The following is a 16,124-nucleotide window of genomic DNA, read 5'->3' as shown; positions in this document are numbered from 1 at the left end:
ATGGCCGCTTTGCCTTCGGCTCTTGACTGACGGCAGAGCAGGTATCTCGCGATTGGCTCATGCTGAAAGTTTCCGATCTGTATCTACCTTGTTGGTAAAGGAGGCGGGCGCGGATTGCACACGCTCGTCCACAGATTTCTTTTTTTCTGTCTCGTTCGATCCGCCGCGTCGAGGTCCAGAGGGTGCGCGCCGTTGCGACGGGATCGATAGCCCGTCTCTCCCACCAGGCGACTTCGTCTCCATAGTTGTGATTGTCCCTGTGGTGGGCTCTGCACAAAGGCACCATGAATTCGTCGCTGACCTTGAGGCCCATCCCCCGCGACTGGGTGAACCGCAGATGATGGGCATCCAGTCCCCGTTTCCTCGCGAGGCCGACCGCAGCTTTCGCTATGCCTCCTTAGCCAGTGGATTAGATTTGGTGCGCAAGTGTCTCGGCCAGCACGAGATTGCGACCATTCAGACCACGGCGATTGACGATGCAGCGCGGTTGATTCGGCTCACCATGACGCTTGCGCATTCGTCCGGCGAATGGATCTCGTCGGACTGGCCGGTATGCCCGGTCAGCGAGACCAATGCCCCGCATCGGATGGGCGCCGCCCTCCCCGGCGCTATGCGCTGTTCACTTTGGTTGGAATTGCCGGCGAGGATGATCTCGATGCGCCGGACCTGCCGGCGCTGACTGCCGACGCACCGGTACCGGCTGCGAACGGTCATGGACCCGGCAAAACCAATGGACATGCGGCAGCATCCGTTCCCGCAGGCACGGCCCGACGAAAGCAAAGCCCTCCCCCAGCGAAGCCGTCCTTGGATGCGGTAGCTTCCGCCGGCGTCCGCGAGCAGCTCCTGATCGAGCTGGCTGGGCCGACCGTGGGCGAGGATCTCGATCGCTGGGCCCATCGCTGCCTGCCGACCAAGAACACCCTGACTGCTTCCGACGCTCCGACGCCTTGTTAGGGACGAAGGCGGCCAGTGGTTGAAATTCCAGCATTCCAGCCGGCGAGCCCAGCCATGCTTGCAGGGAATTTTATGTCCGCCAGCAGGCAACTTCGCTGGCCAGGCAGGGAAAATGGGTTTGCCACGCGCTTACACGAGTCTGGAAGTCAGACGCTTTCACTAGGTTCTTCAATGGGTTTTCCGACAAATCGCAGCCAACACGCGAGGAACGCTATTTGATCGTCGCGTGTACAGTAATTACCGTCGTGCCAGAAGCCGTCGGCCCCTGACCCGTTGCTTTGATGGCAAAAGTATCGCTTCCCTTATATCTAGCCTTCGCCTTGTATTCGTAAGTAGTTACATTGAGCTTTTTCAACTTGCCATGTACCGGCTTTTGGAAAATGTCGGAGCTACTCACCGTGCCGGGCATCCTGATCGGAAATAGGCAACTTCCCCCAGACGCAACGCTAATGTCGCCGGTCGCATTCTCACCCCAATCCGCTAGTTCTACTGATTTTGGACAGTCAGAAGCGGCCAGCGCTTGAGACACGGACATTGAGCTTGTTGCTCCAACGATAAGCGCGAAAGCAGCGATTTTAGACAACCGCACAGTCAACTTCCTCGTTTTCCTGCAAACACTGTCCAAACTATTATCGTCGCCGATGCGGTGTATGTTTTGGAGGGTCTGTTCCGATAATTGCCCGGTACCACGCGGCGTCTGATTGCGCGCGCGCTCTGGCAGCGGCAAGATCCGATTGTCCACGGTAGAACTGCCTTAGGCCGAGGTAGCAGTCGGTGCGCGCCGGTCCGTGAGGTATCGCGTCGCAGTTCACCTGCGCGCTCACGACGCCCGGAAAACTCGCCAGCAATACTGCGACGACAGTCGCGATCCAACGTGTCATGCTGCCTCCATATGGGGGACCAGATCGAAATTTTACGTCTGCCCTTGGGGCGTGCAAAGAATACTTGGAATTCAATGCGAGACCATCGCGGCGAGGTCCCCCTTTGGACCTGTTGCGGACATTAGCCCTCAGGCACCCCGGCTAGGCGCATGGCCTCAAGGATGCGCTTGCCTCCGACGCGGTAACTCGGATGGTTGCTCGGTGCGCTGGCGCGTAAGCAGCGCAGGTTGAAGTCTGGATTTCACGGGGAGATAGCCGGAGCGCCTCACGGCGGTCGCCTATAATGCCACCGCGTGGATGCGAACCCAGAACATCGTCGCCAACCTGTGACCTAGCGAATACATTGGCTTCGTTCTGCCGTTTTTTGCGACCATGATGACGGTCCCCCTGTGTTGTATCAGTCTGCTTGGTGCCGACTGCGGCGCCAGTTTCCTATCCGTCATTGGTGGGCAGGTCTCCCAGCTTGCTGCGTGACAGCTAGATCACCCGCAATTGCCGCCAAGCGGCCGCAGCCGGTCAATCTCGATTCTGGAGCCGCTTCGCTTAGTCGGACGCTTTTTTTAGAAGCCGCTTGATCGAATCCAATGCTTCAATTAGCGGCGGCGCCAAGACGAAAAACGCGCCCATCGCGACCGAAATAATCAGGTGGCGAAGTGAAAGGGGCTCGTCCTGATCGAAGGGATGGGCGTTCTTGTGGATTGGTGCCGGCGAGAGATCTGCTCCGGATGACGGCGGGGGAGTTCGCGGCTTGCGCGGGGGCGCCATGACCACGACGAACAGCACGTTGATCAGCAGCCATATCCCCAAGATGAGTAGGATCGCACGCAAACTAGCCCGCCAGCAAAAACTTGAATTAAAATATCGGCAGAAGCGTACCCGTTACCCCGTCGCATGGCGTGCACAAATTTGCGCCATCCGAGTGGACCCCTTTGAAAACCTTAATGGCAGGACCAGCCCGGCGGCAACGTTGAACTGGTCGGCGTCGGTGCGCTGTTGAATCGGATGGATCATTTGTGATTCAAGGGTGGTGGCCTGATTCGTAGGAGCCGCCCATGTGGACGACGAACAACCGCGCTCGTTATGATCGTAGCTTCTTGCGCTATCCCAGCGATCTGACTGATGACGAATGGGCGCTTGTTGAGCCGCTGATCCCGCCCGCCAAGCGCGGCGGCGACAAGCGCACGGTGATCATGCGCGAGGTGGTGAACGGCCTCATGTATATTCTGTCGACAGGTTGCCAGTGGCGGGCCATTCCGAAAGACCTGCCGCCGCGTTCGACCATCCATGGATATTTCGATCTGTGGAGCTGGGATGGCACGCTCGATCGCATCCATCACATGCTCTATGTGAAATGTCGCGAAGCGCTTGGCCGGGAAGCCAGTCCCACCGCCGCCGTCATCGACAGCCAGAGCGTCAAAAGCGCTGAAAAAGGGGGTCTTCGATCGATCCGCCGGGTTACGATGCGGGAAAAAAGATCAAGGGCAAGAAGCGCCACATTCTCGTCGATACGCAAGGCCTGCTGATCCACGCCATCGTGCACGCCGCCGACATTCAGGATCGCGATGGCGGCGAACTCGTCATGGCGACGCTATTCGGTCTTTATCCATTCCTGCTGAGGCTCTACGCCGATGGTGGCTATCAAGGCCCCTTGTTTCGCCGCGCTATGGCAAAAATAATGGCGCAAGTAAATGTCGAAATCGTCAAGCGATCCGATCACGCGAAGGGCTTCATCGTCTTGCCCAAGCGATGGGTCGTCGAGCGCACGTTCGCGTGGCTTGGACGATGCAGGCGCCTGGCCAAGGATTGGGAAAATCTCAACCGCCGAGGCCTCGCATTCCTACGTCTCGCGTCGATCAGGCTCATGCTGAGAAAGCTATGCAATCCAACATGATCTTTCCGGACAGACTCTTACCCCGGGAGACGACCGGATAGGTGGGCCTATCGCCGCCTACCGACCAAGAACACCCTGGTCGCCGCTGACGCGAAGCTGGTGGAGGACGCCTTCCGGGCTAAATTGGACGAGTTGGATACCCCTCCCCGGTCCAAAGAGCCGAGCCCTTCTTCACCGGGTCACTCTGGGGCCGCTGTGGCCGCCAACCGTGCGATGCTCATCATTTGCGCTTTGCACAATCACGCGGCCTCGGCCTGAAGGTCAGCGATGAGTTCACTGTGCCGCTTTGCCGGGCGCATCATCGCGAGCTGCACCGCGCCGGCAAAGAAGCGGATTGGTGGGCGAGAGCCAACCGGTATAGTTGACCGTTTGCCGCGGCTTCGAGGATCTTGGAGGCAACGTGCGTTCTGGCACCGGACTCATAGACGGAAATATTCTCGCACACCTCCTCGAGCACGGCCCTGAGTAGTGCAGTCGTTTCGGCGTCGAACATGCCCCCGCGCCCCGCCTCCGGTCATGAGAGGATGCTGACGCCGCGCGAGCGGAGTATGTTCGCTCGGCGGCGCCCGCCACGCATTCCAGTCTGGGCCCTGAAATCCCAGCGAGGAAAACCTTGCACGAAATATGCCACTGGTTTGTGACAGGCCCGCTAACTTGATCGCGCCGCCCCAGATTACCTCACGCTTTTTGGTGCTCATGGCCGTCGATTACGGCGCTGCCGAACGCTCTGCGCAATCCGCTCCCCGGCCGGAGAATCGTTCCTACGCTAGGCCCGCCAGCGTCAACCCGGTGGGGCCTTAGAACGGCCCCGGACGCAAAACACGCCGGGGCCGCCATTCCAATGCTTCCGGATTCTAGCAGGGGCTGGGGGGCCGAAACCCGGAAGCGTCGTATTTTTATTCTGGTTGCGGAAAATTATCACGGCGGCTGCCCCGCCCAGAGCTGGGTCTGATTGGGTACCCCTTAGGCGGCGCCCACACTCGCCTAGCGATTATGCTCGCTGGGGCGGGTCTTGGCGCTGTTCAGATGTTGAAGATATATAGTCCCTGTGCAAGCAGGTCGGTCTTCTGTCGCCATCGAACAGCACGGTGATACCGGTGGTATGGCGGCTCACGCCGACAACGACACCGACCTTGTCCGCCAGGCTTGGGCAACGAATGGCTCGAAGCTTATTCATCTTGAAGCGAGCGCCGATGGCAATTCTATCTTTCAAATCCATGGATCACCCCCCGCGATAAGGACATATCATCTTCAATGAACTGAAACCCCTGAGTGGCAAATTTATTTCCTACAAAACATCTAGATCATTGACCTCCTATGTTTCAGGATCATTTCGTGGCCCTCAGAATTGGCCGGGGAACGGGCCACCGCTGGACTGGTTAGTTGTGGAGGACGCCAGGCGCATTCTCGGAGAATACATCGAACCGGGCCCGCGCGATGCCACGCAAACGGTCGAGCGACTATTGGCGGCCCTCGATAGTGACGATTTTATCCGCGCCTTGGACAGGATGAACCGGCGCCGGATTCTTCGCCTCGTGGAATGAGAACGGCCCCAGCGGAGGCGATGCCGGGGCCGCCACTCCAAGCGCTCGCTGGGAAGGGGCATCCCAGTCTACGCCGAGCCAATTCCCAGGGCGGGGAATTGTACTCGATGCCGCGCGGCGCCCACGCTCGGTCTAACGGGGTACTCCGTAGGCGCCTCTTGTAGAGCTGGGCTGAAAGTGAAGAAATACCTTGTCGCACAGGCTCGGCGGGGAGACCGCGATGCCATTGTTGGAATTACCGCATTGATTGATGATTGCCGGAGCCCTGTTGGTGATGGTCGGAGTCATTGGGCTGGCGCTCAGTCAAAAAACGAGGTCGAAAACGATCCCGTTCTGCTCCCCGGAGATCTAGCCTCATGGAAAGCTCAGCAGCCCACTACGTCATCGGGAGCCCGCCTCCAGGATGAAAAAACACGATCTTGATTTAAGGCATGTCGCAGAGGACGCCAGGAGCTAAAAGAATTAGAGGAAATGGCAGCGGAGTTAAGGGCGAGCGCCCTCAAACTGCCGCCGGGAGCCAATCGCGTCAACGCTCTTCGACGGATCAACAGATTTGACGAGCAGATAGCCGTCTTAAAAGAGACCTACGAAATAAAAAATCTCACTCGATTGAATGAACAGAAGTGCTGAGAGGCGGGGGCCCCGCTCCCGCAGGGCCGAAATAGGCCCACTCTAAAACAGAATTTAATGGTTTGGGCGGGTATGCGAACCGACATCAGGATCGTGCCCAGACTGGAGAAATAGGCAGATGAGGTTCGTGCTGCTCGCAGGGACTGTCCTGGCACTCGGGAATATCGCCGCTGCTCATTCGACCGATGCTGTGCCAGACCTAAAATTTGAGCTTTACTGCAACTTCGCTGCGGACAGAGAGCAAGTTGAACCGGAAAACCGCAGCGCCTTCATCTCAACATGTCAGCATGAAGACGAAGGCGCGATCCCGCTGGTCAGTCAAAAATGGCAATATGTACCGGCCGACATACAGGGCCGGTGCTTGGAAGTTGCCCATGATAGTTATGGCCGCTTGAACCGATGTCTTGACCAGGTGCTCGACGCCGATCCTTCGTCGATCCCGCACACAGACCTTTCCGAGAGCGGCCGAATAACTCGGCGATTCTGGACGATCGGCGAATGCTTGCGTCATCGCCCTGAGGGAGCGGTTTGTATCGCACGCTGACCGGCAGCAGCCCTGCGAAACGTCTGCGCGCACGCCCAATTAGCCTTACGTACGTCGCAAGTCGCCCAAGTGTTGCATCTGATCCCCGCAATCTTCGCAATTGCGAATGCGGACGCTTTCCGGCGGATGGGCGAGTGCGGTCATGGAAGTCATTTGCTTTAAGCTCTGAATCAACAGTCCCACTGAGAGTCCAACTGTTCTGTGAGTCGAAATCGTGTACATTCGCACCCGTAGAAATACGGATATCACTCACACCGATTCTCCCGCCGACCTATCGACACCCGCGACGCTCAGGTTCGTTGCCAGCCATTGACCGCGACGCTTTCGTCCTGGCTATGCATTGGCGTCAGAAACCCAGCCCTCGATTACGCTACTGGATGGGGCGGGACTTTCTCTTACGTGCGCGGGTCGGAACGCTGCGGGCATTGAACGCCGGCGATCCAAACCCGGACGTCACGCCAACGGGAAGGAAAGCTAAGACATACAGGATTGCCCGATGGAACCACATCGGCCGGCGAGCGGCAACAGCGTAGGTTAACAAGCAGGCTTAAAGGTCCCTCCTTCTACATTTGAGACTTCCGCGAGAAGCCGGGAGCGCTATACTCACCTCCATTGCATTCCGTCTTTATTGCGTTGGGGACAGTCATGTTGACCGATGAATTTAAGAAGCAGCGCGCCAGGGTCGTGCGCGATCTCGCCGATCAAGCCATCGACCCTTTCATCAAGAACCGCCTCCTTAATCTCGCAGCACGATACGACGTGAACCCGCCGCCTGCGCGCGCCGCGACAACGCCAATAGACCTGCAGTTCGCTAGCCAGGGCAATGGGCCCGAGCGATAACAGAGATCAGGTTGAGGGCGAATACGATGGCAGCCGCTGAGTTCATCGACTGTTACGAACTTCTAGAAATCAGCCCGAATGCCAATTCGGGAACTATCGAGCGGATGTTTCGCTATTTTGCTCAGCTCTACCATCCCGACAATCGGGATACCGGCGATCGTTCGCGCTTCGACGTAATGTTGGAAGCGCACAATACGCTCAGAGATCCGGTCAAACGCGCAATACGATCTTGAGCACAACAATCAATTGAACGTGCGCGCAAAGTTGGTCGCGGCAGGCCAGATTCATGACTGAGGACTGCGAAGCATGCCAATACGACTGGCCTGCCATCGAAGCTAGGTTAGCGCTTCTGCTCTTCCAGTTTGCGACCAAGGTAATCGGTGAACAGATCAACGTGAACCCGTTAGCGGCTGAAAGCGCGATCCGATATTGCCAGAGCAGGGTTGCGGGCGGGCCCCACAACCCTGCACGTCAAGAGCACTTCATGGACTTCATTTACCGGCATGGCGGTTCGTTAGAGTGGGTCTTGTTCGGCGATATCAGCGGATTGCTCGTCGGGTATGCAGAGGCAAGACCGAAACTTCCGCCGTATCGGGCTGGTCTCTACGACACGAATGACGTTCCCCCGCTCGATGACGAGCCACTACGCGCCTGATCTGCGTTACGAAAGGCCGCCCCTTTTCTATTCGCTCAATTATCGCTACCCTGCGAGACCATCCGCCACCTTGTCGTCAGTGAAGGCTCCGAAATGAAGGCCTTTTGGAAGAAACTGAGGCGCCTGCGAAGGTTCGTGTTCAAAAGGCGGAGAATGCGAAAAGATGCACGGGCAATCGATGTCGGTGAAAACAGACGCGAATGATACTGCCTTTACCTTAGTCGGCGAATACAGGAAGCCCTTGTCTCGGGGGAGGCAATCAAAATGCGCCAGGAGGTAGAAACAAGAACCGTCATCCTGACGGCCGCGGATCCAGTTGAATTGGAGCTGGGCATCATCATGCCCGCTGGACGCTACCGCGGCGCATCGAAACGTATGCTGAATGGCTTGAGTTGGACAGCCCCGGATTACAGCATCAAATTTTCCCGTCAGAAGCTGGTCGCCATGGGGATGAAAGACGCTGAACACGTTGTTTCGATTGATTGGACCGTCACTAAGTTTGTCCGAGACGGTAAGATTGTCGTTCGGCTAGGTTTACGCAGACCCCCATTTCGGTCCGCGCTCAATGCGGGACGGGAGAAAGCCCGGCGGCTAACCAGGCCGGGCTTCCTTCGAACCACGTTCCGCCGGACGGAGCCCAAATAAGGACCCCACATCGGCGAGACGTTCTGCCATTCTTGGCTGGAGGAGTTCATAAGCAACCAATTTTGAGCCCGACATAGCCCGCGTCACCGCTAAGTTGTGGGTCAATTGCAGGCCGAATGACAGCAGCCCTGCGACCCGCATCACCTGCGCTTTGCGCAATCCCGCGGTCTCGGACAAAAGGTCAGTGACGAATTCACCGATCATCGCGAACTGCACCGCGCGGGTAAGGAAGTCGACTGGTGGGCGACGACGGGCATCGAGCCGACCGACATTGCCCAGAGGCTGTGGATCGAGACCCACCCACTTGCCGTCTCTGCAAGCGGTGTGGCTGAGGGTGACGCAGCGCTGGGTCCTTCGCTCCCGATGACCGGAGATGGCACCACGGACCTTCGAAAGCCGGAGCAGCGGACCCGAATCACGAAACGAAGGCAGCCCGGGCATTCGACGTGACTTCGCTAGGCGCTGGCACCATTCCATACCGTTGCAAGAGGCCGGGCTGACCAAGCCCGCCGGCGACGATCATGTTCGAGAAGTTCGGTCAGCATCTGCCCCTGAACCGTCAGGCCGAACGTTACGCTCTGGAGGAGGTGCCGATCGGGCTCTCGACCATGGCCGACGCGGTGGAATCGGTCTGCGCAGCGCTTGATCCGCGAAGCCGCTGTGCCGTTTTTAGTAAGATACACAGCAGAGCTCCAATTTCCTCCAGTACGGCATAGAAATAGAGCAGGTGCGTGATCGCAAAGGACAGCAGGCAAGTCCCTAAAATGGTCGCCATCACGTACAGCCCAGGACCCGACGGGACCGCAACGGGTACCAGCGATGCCTGCGTAATTGTGGGTACGCCAACCTGCCAGGAGAGGACCAAAAAGCCCGCATAGACTGCGCTCAAGTGAGTTGCGATCGTGAACGAGAGCCTCCGCTTGGCTGCGAGCCCCAAGCAGGCCAGCAGGAAGATCGGAAGCGCAAGCCCGAAGAACTGAAACCCATCAATCGGAACGATCTCGCTCAATAATGCGTGGCTTCGCTGAAAGAGGCCGAACATCCTGAGGTTGATGAACCAGAGAAGCTCGGAGCTGGGGAAATATTGAAGGGCACGCGCCGCCAATTCGGCGCAAAGCGTGGCTGCAAAAAGCGCGAGTGGTCCCAGGAATTGCAGTTTGAAAAGACGGTTCATGCGACAAGCCTAACGTCAGAAATGTTTAACTTGTCTTAAGGGTTCCCCGGCGCAAGGGGCACCTTCTAGCCTTTATTAATAAAAATCCAACGATCACGCAGCCTTTATCGATAAAAATCAACCGATCACGGGTAGTTTATGGCTGATTTTCGGCCGGCCTTTCAATGAACCGTCGGCTGCCATTGAGAAGCTGAAGATTATTGGCAATAACAGGGTTAGTCGGATCAAGCGAATAGGCCTTCTCAAACTTCCGGCGCGCTGCACTCAGATTGCCGCGCAGCATATATGAATATCCCTGGTCATTCAGGACTTGCACGGTTACGCCGCCGAGCCGGATCGCTTGCCCATAGGCTTGGTCAGCGAGGTCAAAGCGCCGCAGCCGATCATAGCTCGCCGCGAGCCCGATCCAGGCGGTGACATCCTTCGGCGATTTCTCGACAGCGTCCTTGAAATAGCGCTGGGCGATCCCGTAGCTGCCGCGGTTGAATTGCTCCAATCCCATCCGGACCGGCTCGTCTGAGGGGTAGTATTTGACGTCGGTCGGCTCCTGCACAGGGTCTGGACCGGCTGGAGCAACGGGCGCAACGACAGCAGCGTCTCGCACTGTAGGTTCTTGCACCGTTTCGCAAGCGGCCAAGGCTGTGGCCAATAGAGCGCTAGCAAGCAAAAAAAGAAGGCGCCGCATAATCCGTTATCCCCGCCCCACTTACTGCACCGTTCGAAATCAATCCCACAATAACATAAGCGGGGTTAGAGACGTGTTACCGGTAAGCCACATGCTCCTATTGAAAAAGACGCCGGATAAACTCCCCTGCCCGGCCGACCCCAGCGTTCAAGTATATGACCAAACGCCGCGCTCAACTTTACTACTACCGGTAGCAAAACAACCAAAAGCCCGGGTAAATACAGATTCGGAGGTAGTACCATTTTTACCTGTAATGGTCACGCTGCTTTACCTGTAATGGTCACGCTGCCGACCGTCCAGCCGGGAACGCGCGGTGTCCCTGCCGGTGGCGACGCCGATTCGTTAAATCTGAAGCTCATGTGGCTGACTTTGTCTTCTTTGTCTCTCAACTCATTAACGTGCGGCAGCACCTCCAACGCCCACGCTCACGCCGGCACCGCCCAAGATGACGCCACCACCTGCGTCGACTGTTGCTGCCGTTGCGCCCGCAATTCCCAATGGAAGGCCCCCCAACCCGATCGCAGGTAACGGATCGCGTGGTTGGGTACCGCTACGATAACGCGCAATAGCACCTCCCGTCTTCGCCGCCCCAACAACGATCCTGCGATCGCCGACGTAGCTCGGCCAGGGATTGATCGTGTGGGTCACGGCATTGGCCTGCTTCGCGTCGCCGGCACTTAAGGTGACGGTATCTGAACGCTGGAAATAACGATCCATTTCGTCATTGCCGGCCAAGCCGTTGCAAGACCCGAGTGTAAAGACCGCAAGTAACACCGTGCATGTCATATCGGTCGTCCTTCAGTTGAGGGTCTTGACAACGGGCTGGTCGGTCACAACGGTCGGCGGTTCTGACAGGCGCACATCGGGCGCGATGATGTGCCCGTAAGGCCCCTTGACGTCGCCGCCGGAATTGACGTAGTCGTTATAGCGCTTTTTCACCTCCATCTGGCCGTTGAGGAAGAAATCGACGTCGTTCGCCGGCAGGCGGGAATCTAGCGGTGACGCCAACACCTGCCCAGGCGCCGCCGGCGCCACCAGGCGCGGCGTGACGATGATGACGAGATCAGTCTCCTGCTGCTGGTACGACTTGCTGCTGAACAAGGTCCCAAGCACCGGCACCGAACCGATCCAGGGCAACTGCGAGACATTCTGGACGTTCCGGGTCTGCAACAGGCCGGCAACCGCAAAGCTCTGGCCGTCACGCAGCTCGACGGTAGTTCTTACGCTCCGACTAGTCAGTGCTGGAATTTGAGTTCCGGCAATCGTCACCGCATTCGCGAAGTCCAGTTCGCTTACCGAAGGTTCGATCCTCAAATTGATAGTGCCTCGCGAGAGAACTGTGGGAACGAACACTAATTCCACGCCGAAAGGCTTGTATTGGGTCGTAATGGTGGGGACACCATTTCCGCTTCCCGGCTGCACACTGGGAACTGGGATCTCGCCACCGGCCAGAAACCGCGCAGAGTCGCCCGAGAGCGCGATCAGGTTCGGTTCCGCCAGCGAGCGAACCAAGCCTTTGGTTTCCAATGCGGAGATCAGCAAGTCCACTGAGCCGCCGTTGCTGGTTCGGATAATGCTGGTCAACAAACTTCCGAACGGGGGAGGAGCTGCGTTGCCCGCGACACCCAAGAGCGTCCCCACTGTTCCGAGTACCGGAAGGCTACCCGTTGGAGGAGAACCGACAGAACTCCCCCCAGCACCGAGGGGACCAGGGGCGGTATTAATACCACCAATCGGTGATCGACCGGCGGCGGTCACAGAGCCCGGCCCGGTATTAGCGATGTTAGTGCCGTTTGCATTGGCGGCAAAGAGATTGACACCCAGGTCACGACCGGCAGAACGGGTGACTTCGAGAAAGCGCACCTCCAGCATGACTTGCTGCGGCCCCGCCACATTCATGGCGTTAACCACGACGCCGCCCTTCGGGACGATGCCGGTGGCAATCGCCATGGCTCGCTCGGCGGCGACCGCATCCGTGGCCGTTCCGCTGAGCACAACCTGGCCCTCCGCGGCTGTGACACGGATGCCGCGGGTGCCGGTCGAGGACTGGATGTTCTGCTGCAGATTGCCGGTATCGATCGCGACCTCGACATCGAGGATGCCGATCTGCTTCATCGTATTATCGAACAGGATGACGTTGGTGGTACCGGTCTGCTTGCCCTGGATGTAGATCACGTGATCGCTCAGCGACCTCACCTCGGCGATGTCGGGCGAGCCCGAGACAATGGTCGAAAAAGCTGTATCGACCCTGAAGGTGCGTGACTTGTTGATGGTCACCTTGACGCGCTGGACGTCGCTCATTTCGCCGACGAAAACGCCGCTGGAGGAGGCCCGCCGATCTGCCGCACCCGCGCCGTCCGCCGAGCCAAACAAGGCAAGCGCAGCGCCAACAGCTATCGCGCTCAAGGCGAGAAGCCTTTGTCCTTCCTTGCTCGCAACGCGACCGCCACTCATTCCAATCCCCTTCGCCGCGATACACGGCTGTCCCCGCAATATACGCCTTCAGCGTCCTGACAACTCTCCTTCGCCCCCCGCGTCGTAGAGCTTACAATCTGTCCCGTTATAAATCGTTACCTTCGTATTTCCTTATCCCGGCGGGCACCGGCTTTGGGCACAGAATCAGTTCGGCCCCTCATGGCAAATGCGCCAAGGTCATCATCCGTCGTGCGGCTCGTTTTGCAAGGCGCAAACTTCACCGGGCTATCGCAACATCAGAGAAAGTTTTCCAATGTTGCCAGCGAGCACCACCTTCTGTGCGTGCTCGGGAGTGACCTGCAACGCACAATCACAACCAATAGCTGAAGGTCAGATTAATCACTACGTGAAATTGATCTTGGGGTTCATTCGGTCAACGTTTTTATAACATTAGTGCCTTGAGGTTACGTGGCCGCTCGCCGGCCCTACCAGGCAGCCTGACTCGCGGCAGAGTCTCCATTACCGACGCGGAAATCGCGGCCGACCCACCATCGCTTAACCGTAATCCAGACGATTCCCAGGACGAAGGGAACGTGCTTAACCAGTTTATATTCGCGACCTCGCCCGGCTTCACGGCCGGGCTTTTCGTTGAGCGGCCTGTCTTGGAATCTGCAAGTAGCCTAATTCGGCCTGTATTCGGCGGTACTGGCCCCGTTAGATTTTAGGAGCGGACTCTCCGTTCTGTGTTCACTTTGGAACTGAGCGCCGGTCGGCGGAACCTCTGGCGGCGCTTCGAATTAATCCTAAATTAGTTTTGTAGTCCTAGAAGCGCGTAGGCATCTATGGCCAAGTCCGGCATTTCGGCACCGGGAGTCCAAGAAAATGAGTTCGGTTAAGGCGCTGTTGTTGCTCTCTTGCTTTGTATTTGGCTGCGCTGATCTCTTGACCACGAATGTGATTCTGGATCACGGCTTGGGCGAGTTGAACCCGTTCATGCGGCTGGCCCAGTCATCGCTCGGTGAATGGTGGCTTATTCCAAAACTAGGTGGAACGTTCATCATGACTTTGCTGCTTTCGCGCAGCAAAAACATTTACAATATTGGTCTGGTGGTAGCGTTTTGCTCAACGCCCGTGCTAAACAACCTCGTCGTTATCTCTGGAATCAACTGAACCAATCTCGTCGAGCTGGGGCGGAAAAGTGAGACGTGGCGGCACATCGACTCTCTCCAGTTTCTCGACGTCGAAAAACGCCGAAACCCGGCAGGCCTGCGAGTAGGACGCCGTCGTCATCGTACCGCTTTACAAATCCCCCATGCCGACACTTTTTGCAAGAGGCGGGAACTAGCTTCAAAAATTTGGCCGATGCACTCGCGCGCTGGCGCGGATTTGAAGTTTTGGCTATGATCCGGGCTAAGGACCGCTCGTCCTCACGATCCGGGCAATGCGCCGACGGTCATTCGACCACCGAGTATTGCCGAGCCTCTCGCTCTGCTAGAACGGAACTGAGGTCGACGCGCTCGGCGCGTTCAAGGCCGTGCCCCATACCGGCATTATCATGGCGAAGCCAGGTTGAGACGCCGTCACAGTAAGTGCAGCGGCTCCCGCAGTGGTGCTAACTGTCGGCGAGGAACTACCATTGCTATATAGGAAAGGGGCAGCGGTCTGCTTGTCTGTGGCCGAAAGGTAGTCACTCGTGCAGCTCGATGGAGATGTCTTACTTATTACGGCAGGCGTATAGCAATTGATCATCATTGCCCGAGCACCGGCATTCGCAAGCGTCCGCAATGACTGGGCGGTGATTGCATAACGTCCCAGATCGAAAATGACGAACATCAATGTGAACAACGGCACGGCGACAAGGCAAAATTCCAACGCCGCGACGCCGCGCTGATCGAGCTTTCTCATCACTGCACCAATTGTACGATTTGGCTCTTAAGTTTTATTTTGTCAATGCATCCCTGATTGTTGAAATTCGGCGTACCGGCAAGCGTGATTGATGCGGCGATGACTTCGGTGCAGGTACTGACCTGGCCAGTGCTACTACCCTGCCAATTGAGGGGGTCTGCTTTCGGGAGGTAAAACACACCACTACCTGCCATTGTAGAGGTTCCAGTCGTCTGTGGTGATTGTTCAGGATCGAACAACGCCATACTCGTCAGAAGATTGGCGACAGATGAAAGCTGACTGGGAATCGCGGATGCGGATGGCGCGGTTGATGGTGCAGTGATGTTGAATTTACTACCGCCAGCCATCTTCAAACTGGTTTTGTTGCCTGAAACCGGCAGCACGATAATCGTCGCTGTTACGATCCCCTTTCCTGCGCATAAAGGGTCGGGATCGCCGGAACCAGTGCAAGTACGAAGGCCTCCGTTGCCCCCCAGCGAGAGGCCGCCAGAGAAGAAGTAGACGCCACTGACAGTTAGGCTGGTAACGCTATTAAGCGTCGTGTTGTCATTAGCGCATAGGCCGGTGGCATAAGGCTGCAACGTTGATCCCTTACACGCCGTCAGAGTCAAATTGTCAATCGCGCTCGTGAGAGCAGAAAAGGGGTCAATCACCCTTGGATTATAAGTCGAGACAGAGCTACAGAGTGAGGCGTTGCCGCTGCAGCCACCAGCTGTCGACATTGATCCGACAACAGGTGGGCTATTGAGACCGGTTTTGAAGTTAAAGCCGATCGGCGAACCGTTTGATGCGAGTCCACAGTTTGGGGCGTTGATGTTGACAGAAGCGTCCTGGAAGCTAATCGCACCGGATTCCGCTAGAACGCAAGGAAGGATCGTTGGCACTATAACGCTGGCAACGGCTGTCGCGGGTATGTTGACCGTGGAAAAACCAAGCACTGCTGCGAGCTGCGCCTGCTGTTGTTGGCTAACAGTGGCCTGAACGAAATTTCCGGGGGTCCCGTTCCAAGAAGTCAGCAAAGCGAGCTGGACGGTCTGCGAGGTTCCACTCGGAAGGCTAGTCGCACACTTGGAGCCAAGATACGAGATATCGCCCGCGTTGCAGAATGCGTTCCGCGCTGCAAACTCCTTGCCACGATAGTCCACCGAATTTGCATCAACGCACGATGGATCAAGAGAGCACGCCAAGCGCAACGCGCCCGCATACGCTGCCGCATCAGCGGCATTCTGTGCGTGTTGCTTGGTGACGTACCACGATCCGGCCTCGGCCCCGAGGGCAACCGCTCCAATCAGCGGCACTAAGGCGACGACGGTGGCGAATGCGACTGAACCTCGGCGGCAACGGAGCAGTTTACGCATTGG

At 57.5% G+C, this 16,124-nt stretch carries 19 protein-coding genes and 1 pseudogene; 8 read left to right on the top strand and 12 right to left on the bottom strand.

The features are described 5' to 3' along the window. Positions 1 to 456 precede the first annotated feature (456 nt). The gene (locus NL528_RS18685; RefSeq protein ID WP_309184155.1) at positions 457 to 738 is read right to left on the bottom strand and encodes a hypothetical protein; all 282 of its coding nucleotides are present in this window, start codon (positions 736 to 738) and stop codon (positions 457 to 459) included. A gap of 66 nt (positions 739 to 804) precedes the next feature. On the opposite strand from NL528_RS18685, the gene NL528_RS18680 reads away from it, so the two are divergent. Continuing rightward, positions 805 to 954 (top strand): hypothetical protein, encoded by a 150-nt coding sequence (locus tag NL528_RS18680; protein ID WP_309184154.1) that lies wholly within the window; start codon positions 805 to 807, stop codon positions 952 to 954. A gap of 211 nt (positions 955 to 1,165) precedes the next feature. On the opposite strand, the gene NL528_RS18675 is transcribed toward NL528_RS18680, so the two are convergent. Both NL528_RS18675 and NL528_RS18670 read right to left on the bottom strand, forming a co-directional pair. Continuing rightward, positions 1,166 to 1,696, bottom strand: a complete 531-nt coding sequence (locus tag NL528_RS18675; RefSeq protein WP_309184153.1) for a hypothetical protein — start codon at positions 1,694 to 1,696, stop codon at positions 1,166 to 1,168. Between the two features lie 682 nt (positions 1,697 to 2,378). Then, positions 2,379 to 2,618 (bottom strand): hypothetical protein, encoded by a 240-nt coding sequence (locus NL528_RS18670; protein WP_309184152.1) that lies wholly within the window; start codon positions 2,616 to 2,618, stop codon positions 2,379 to 2,381. Between the two features lie 269 nt (positions 2,619 to 2,887). Between NL528_RS18670 and NL528_RS18665 the strand changes: the two genes are divergently transcribed. Beyond that, positions 2,888 to 3,726, top strand: a protein-coding gene (locus tag NL528_RS18665; protein ID WP_309176895.1) for an IS5 family transposase whose coding sequence is annotated in 2 segments (ribosomal slippage) — positions 2,888 to 3,272 and positions 3,272 to 3,726 — 840 coding nt in all. Because the reading frame shifts where the segments join, the coding sequence is not laid out codon by codon here. Between the two features lie 298 nt (positions 3,727 to 4,024). On the opposite strand, the gene NL528_RS18660 is transcribed toward NL528_RS18665, so the two are convergent. Then, positions 4,025 to 4,219: a hypothetical protein gene (locus tag NL528_RS18660; RefSeq protein WP_309184151.1), complete on the bottom strand. Its 195-nt coding sequence runs from the start codon at positions 4,217 to 4,219 to the stop codon at positions 4,025 to 4,027. A 498-nt stretch (positions 4,220 to 4,717) separates the two neighbouring features. Then, positions 4,718 to 4,945: a hypothetical protein gene (locus tag NL528_RS18655; protein WP_309184150.1), complete on the bottom strand. Its 228-nt coding sequence runs from the start codon at positions 4,943 to 4,945 to the stop codon at positions 4,718 to 4,720. A 1,073-nt stretch (positions 4,946 to 6,018) separates the two neighbouring features. Between NL528_RS18655 and NL528_RS18650 the strand changes: the two genes are divergently transcribed. From NL528_RS18650 to NL528_RS18635, 4 genes are all read left to right on the top strand, one after another. After that, positions 6,019 to 6,444: a hypothetical protein gene (locus tag NL528_RS18650; RefSeq protein WP_309184149.1), complete on the top strand. Its 426-nt coding sequence runs from the start codon at positions 6,019 to 6,021 to the stop codon at positions 6,442 to 6,444. Positions 6,445 to 7,089: 645 nt separating this feature from the next. Further along, on the top strand, positions 7,090 to 7,284 hold the full coding sequence (locus NL528_RS18645; protein WP_309184148.1) for a hypothetical protein: 195 nt from the start codon (positions 7,090 to 7,092) through the stop codon (positions 7,282 to 7,284). 26 nt (positions 7,285 to 7,310) lie between these two features. After that, positions 7,311 to 7,517 (top strand): J domain-containing protein, encoded by a 207-nt coding sequence (locus NL528_RS18640; protein WP_309184147.1) that lies wholly within the window; start codon positions 7,311 to 7,313, stop codon positions 7,515 to 7,517. 53 nt (positions 7,518 to 7,570) lie between these two features. Next, positions 7,571 to 7,939, top strand: coding sequence for a hypothetical protein (locus NL528_RS18635; protein ID WP_309184146.1), 369 nt, complete (start codon positions 7,571 to 7,573; stop codon positions 7,937 to 7,939). 591 nt (positions 7,940 to 8,530) lie between these two features. Here NL528_RS18635 and NL528_RS18630 read toward each other — a convergent pair. Beyond that, positions 8,531 to 8,884, bottom strand: coding sequence for a hypothetical protein (locus NL528_RS18630; protein ID WP_309184145.1), 354 nt, complete (start codon positions 8,882 to 8,884; stop codon positions 8,531 to 8,533). 165 nt (positions 8,885 to 9,049) lie between these two features. Here NL528_RS18630 and NL528_RS47125 point away from each other — a divergent pair. Beyond that, a pseudogene (locus tag NL528_RS47125) lies at positions 9,050 to 9,234 on the top strand (transposase); the annotation flags it as partial. Here the strand turns inward: NL528_RS47125 and NL528_RS18620 are convergent. The 4 genes from NL528_RS18620 to NL528_RS18605 form a co-directional block, all read right to left on the bottom strand. Further along, positions 9,156 to 9,758: a hypothetical protein gene (locus NL528_RS18620; protein WP_309184144.1), complete on the bottom strand. Its 603-nt coding sequence runs from the start codon at positions 9,756 to 9,758 to the stop codon at positions 9,156 to 9,158. The pseudogene NL528_RS47125 and the gene NL528_RS18620 overlap by 79 nt on opposite strands. Positions 9,759 to 9,894: 136 nt before the next feature. Further along, the gene (locus NL528_RS18615; RefSeq protein WP_309184143.1) at positions 9,895 to 10,443 is read right to left on the bottom strand and encodes a tetratricopeptide repeat protein; all 549 of its coding nucleotides are present in this window, start codon (positions 10,441 to 10,443) and stop codon (positions 9,895 to 9,897) included. A 393-nt stretch (positions 10,444 to 10,836) separates the two neighbouring features. Continuing rightward, positions 10,837 to 11,160, bottom strand: coding sequence for a hypothetical protein (locus NL528_RS18610; RefSeq protein ID WP_309184142.1), 324 nt, complete (start codon positions 11,158 to 11,160; stop codon positions 10,837 to 10,839). A gap of 81 nt (positions 11,161 to 11,241) precedes the next feature. Then, complete coding sequence (locus NL528_RS18605; RefSeq protein WP_309184141.1) at positions 11,242 to 12,897, bottom strand: type II and III secretion system protein family protein; 1,656 nt, start codon at positions 12,895 to 12,897, stop codon at positions 11,242 to 11,244. 843 nt (positions 12,898 to 13,740) lie between these two features. On the opposite strand from NL528_RS18605, the gene NL528_RS18600 reads away from it, so the two are divergent. Next, the gene (locus NL528_RS18600; RefSeq protein WP_309184140.1) at positions 13,741 to 14,028 is read left to right on the top strand and encodes a DUF5658 family protein; all 288 of its coding nucleotides are present in this window, start codon (positions 13,741 to 13,743) and stop codon (positions 14,026 to 14,028) included. A 321-nt stretch (positions 14,029 to 14,349) separates the two neighbouring features. Here the strand turns inward: NL528_RS18600 and NL528_RS18595 are convergent, their stop codons facing one another. Further along, complete coding sequence (locus tag NL528_RS18595; protein WP_309184964.1) at positions 14,350 to 14,691, bottom strand: pilus assembly protein; 342 nt, start codon at positions 14,689 to 14,691, stop codon at positions 14,350 to 14,352. 71 nt (positions 14,692 to 14,762) lie between these two features. Continuing rightward, positions 14,763 to 16,121: a pilus assembly protein TadG-related protein gene (locus NL528_RS18590; protein ID WP_309184139.1), complete on the bottom strand. Its 1,359-nt coding sequence runs from the start codon at positions 16,119 to 16,121 to the stop codon at positions 14,763 to 14,765. Positions 16,122 to 16,124: the final 3 nt, after the last annotated feature.

It is taken from the genome of Bradyrhizobium sp. Ash2021 (assembly GCF_031202265.1).
In the GTDB taxonomy this organism is placed as follows: domain Bacteria; phylum Pseudomonadota; class Alphaproteobacteria; order Rhizobiales; family Xanthobacteraceae; genus Bradyrhizobium.
The sequence above is the reverse complement of the archived record's forward strand: the minus strand, read 5'-3'. Positions and strand labels throughout refer to the sequence as shown.

Bases quoted from the DNA above. Each gene is read 5' to 3' on its own strand.
- NL528_RS18645 (WP_309184148.1), top strand. From the start codon at position 7,090: ATGTTGACCGATGAATTTAAGAAGCAGCGCGCCAGGGTCGTGCGCGAT.
- NL528_RS18605 (WP_309184141.1), bottom strand. From the start codon at position 12,897: ATGAGTGGCGGTCGCGTTGCGAGCAAGGAAGGACAAAGGCTTCTCGCC.
- NL528_RS18660 (WP_309184151.1), bottom strand. From the start codon at position 4,219: ATGTTCGACGCCGAAACGACTGCACTACTCAGGGCCGTGCTCGAGGAG.
- NL528_RS18655 (WP_309184150.1), bottom strand. From the start codon at position 4,945: ATGGATTTGAAAGATAGAATTGCCATCGGCGCTCGCTTCAAGATGAAT.
- NL528_RS18610 (WP_309184142.1), bottom strand. From the start codon at position 11,160: ATGGATCGTTATTTCCAGCGTTCAGATACCGTCACCTTAAGTGCCGGC.
- NL528_RS18590 (WP_309184139.1), bottom strand. From the start codon at position 16,121: ATGCGTAAACTGCTCCGTTGCCGCCGAGGTTCAGTCGCATTCGCCACC.
- NL528_RS18600 (WP_309184140.1), top strand. From the start codon at position 13,741: ATGAGTTCGGTTAAGGCGCTGTTGTTGCTCTCTTGCTTTGTATTTGGC.
- NL528_RS18615 (WP_309184143.1), bottom strand. From the start codon at position 10,443: ATGCGGCGCCTTCTTTTTTTGCTTGCTAGCGCTCTATTGGCCACAGCC.
- NL528_RS18640 (WP_309184147.1), top strand. From the start codon at position 7,311: ATGGCAGCCGCTGAGTTCATCGACTGTTACGAACTTCTAGAAATCAGC.
- NL528_RS18685 (WP_309184155.1), bottom strand. From the start codon at position 738: ATGTCCATTGGTTTTGCCGGGTCCATGACCGTTCGCAGCCGGTACCGG.
- NL528_RS18595 (WP_309184964.1), bottom strand. From the start codon at position 14,691: ATGTTCGTCATTTTCGATCTGGGACGTTATGCAATCACCGCCCAGTCA.
- NL528_RS18620 (WP_309184144.1), bottom strand. From the start codon at position 9,758: ATGAACCGTCTTTTCAAACTGCAATTCCTGGGACCACTCGCGCTTTTT.
- NL528_RS18635 (WP_309184146.1), top strand. From the start codon at position 7,571: ATGACTGAGGACTGCGAAGCATGCCAATACGACTGGCCTGCCATCGAA.
- NL528_RS18650 (WP_309184149.1), top strand. From the start codon at position 6,019: ATGAGGTTCGTGCTGCTCGCAGGGACTGTCCTGGCACTCGGGAATATC.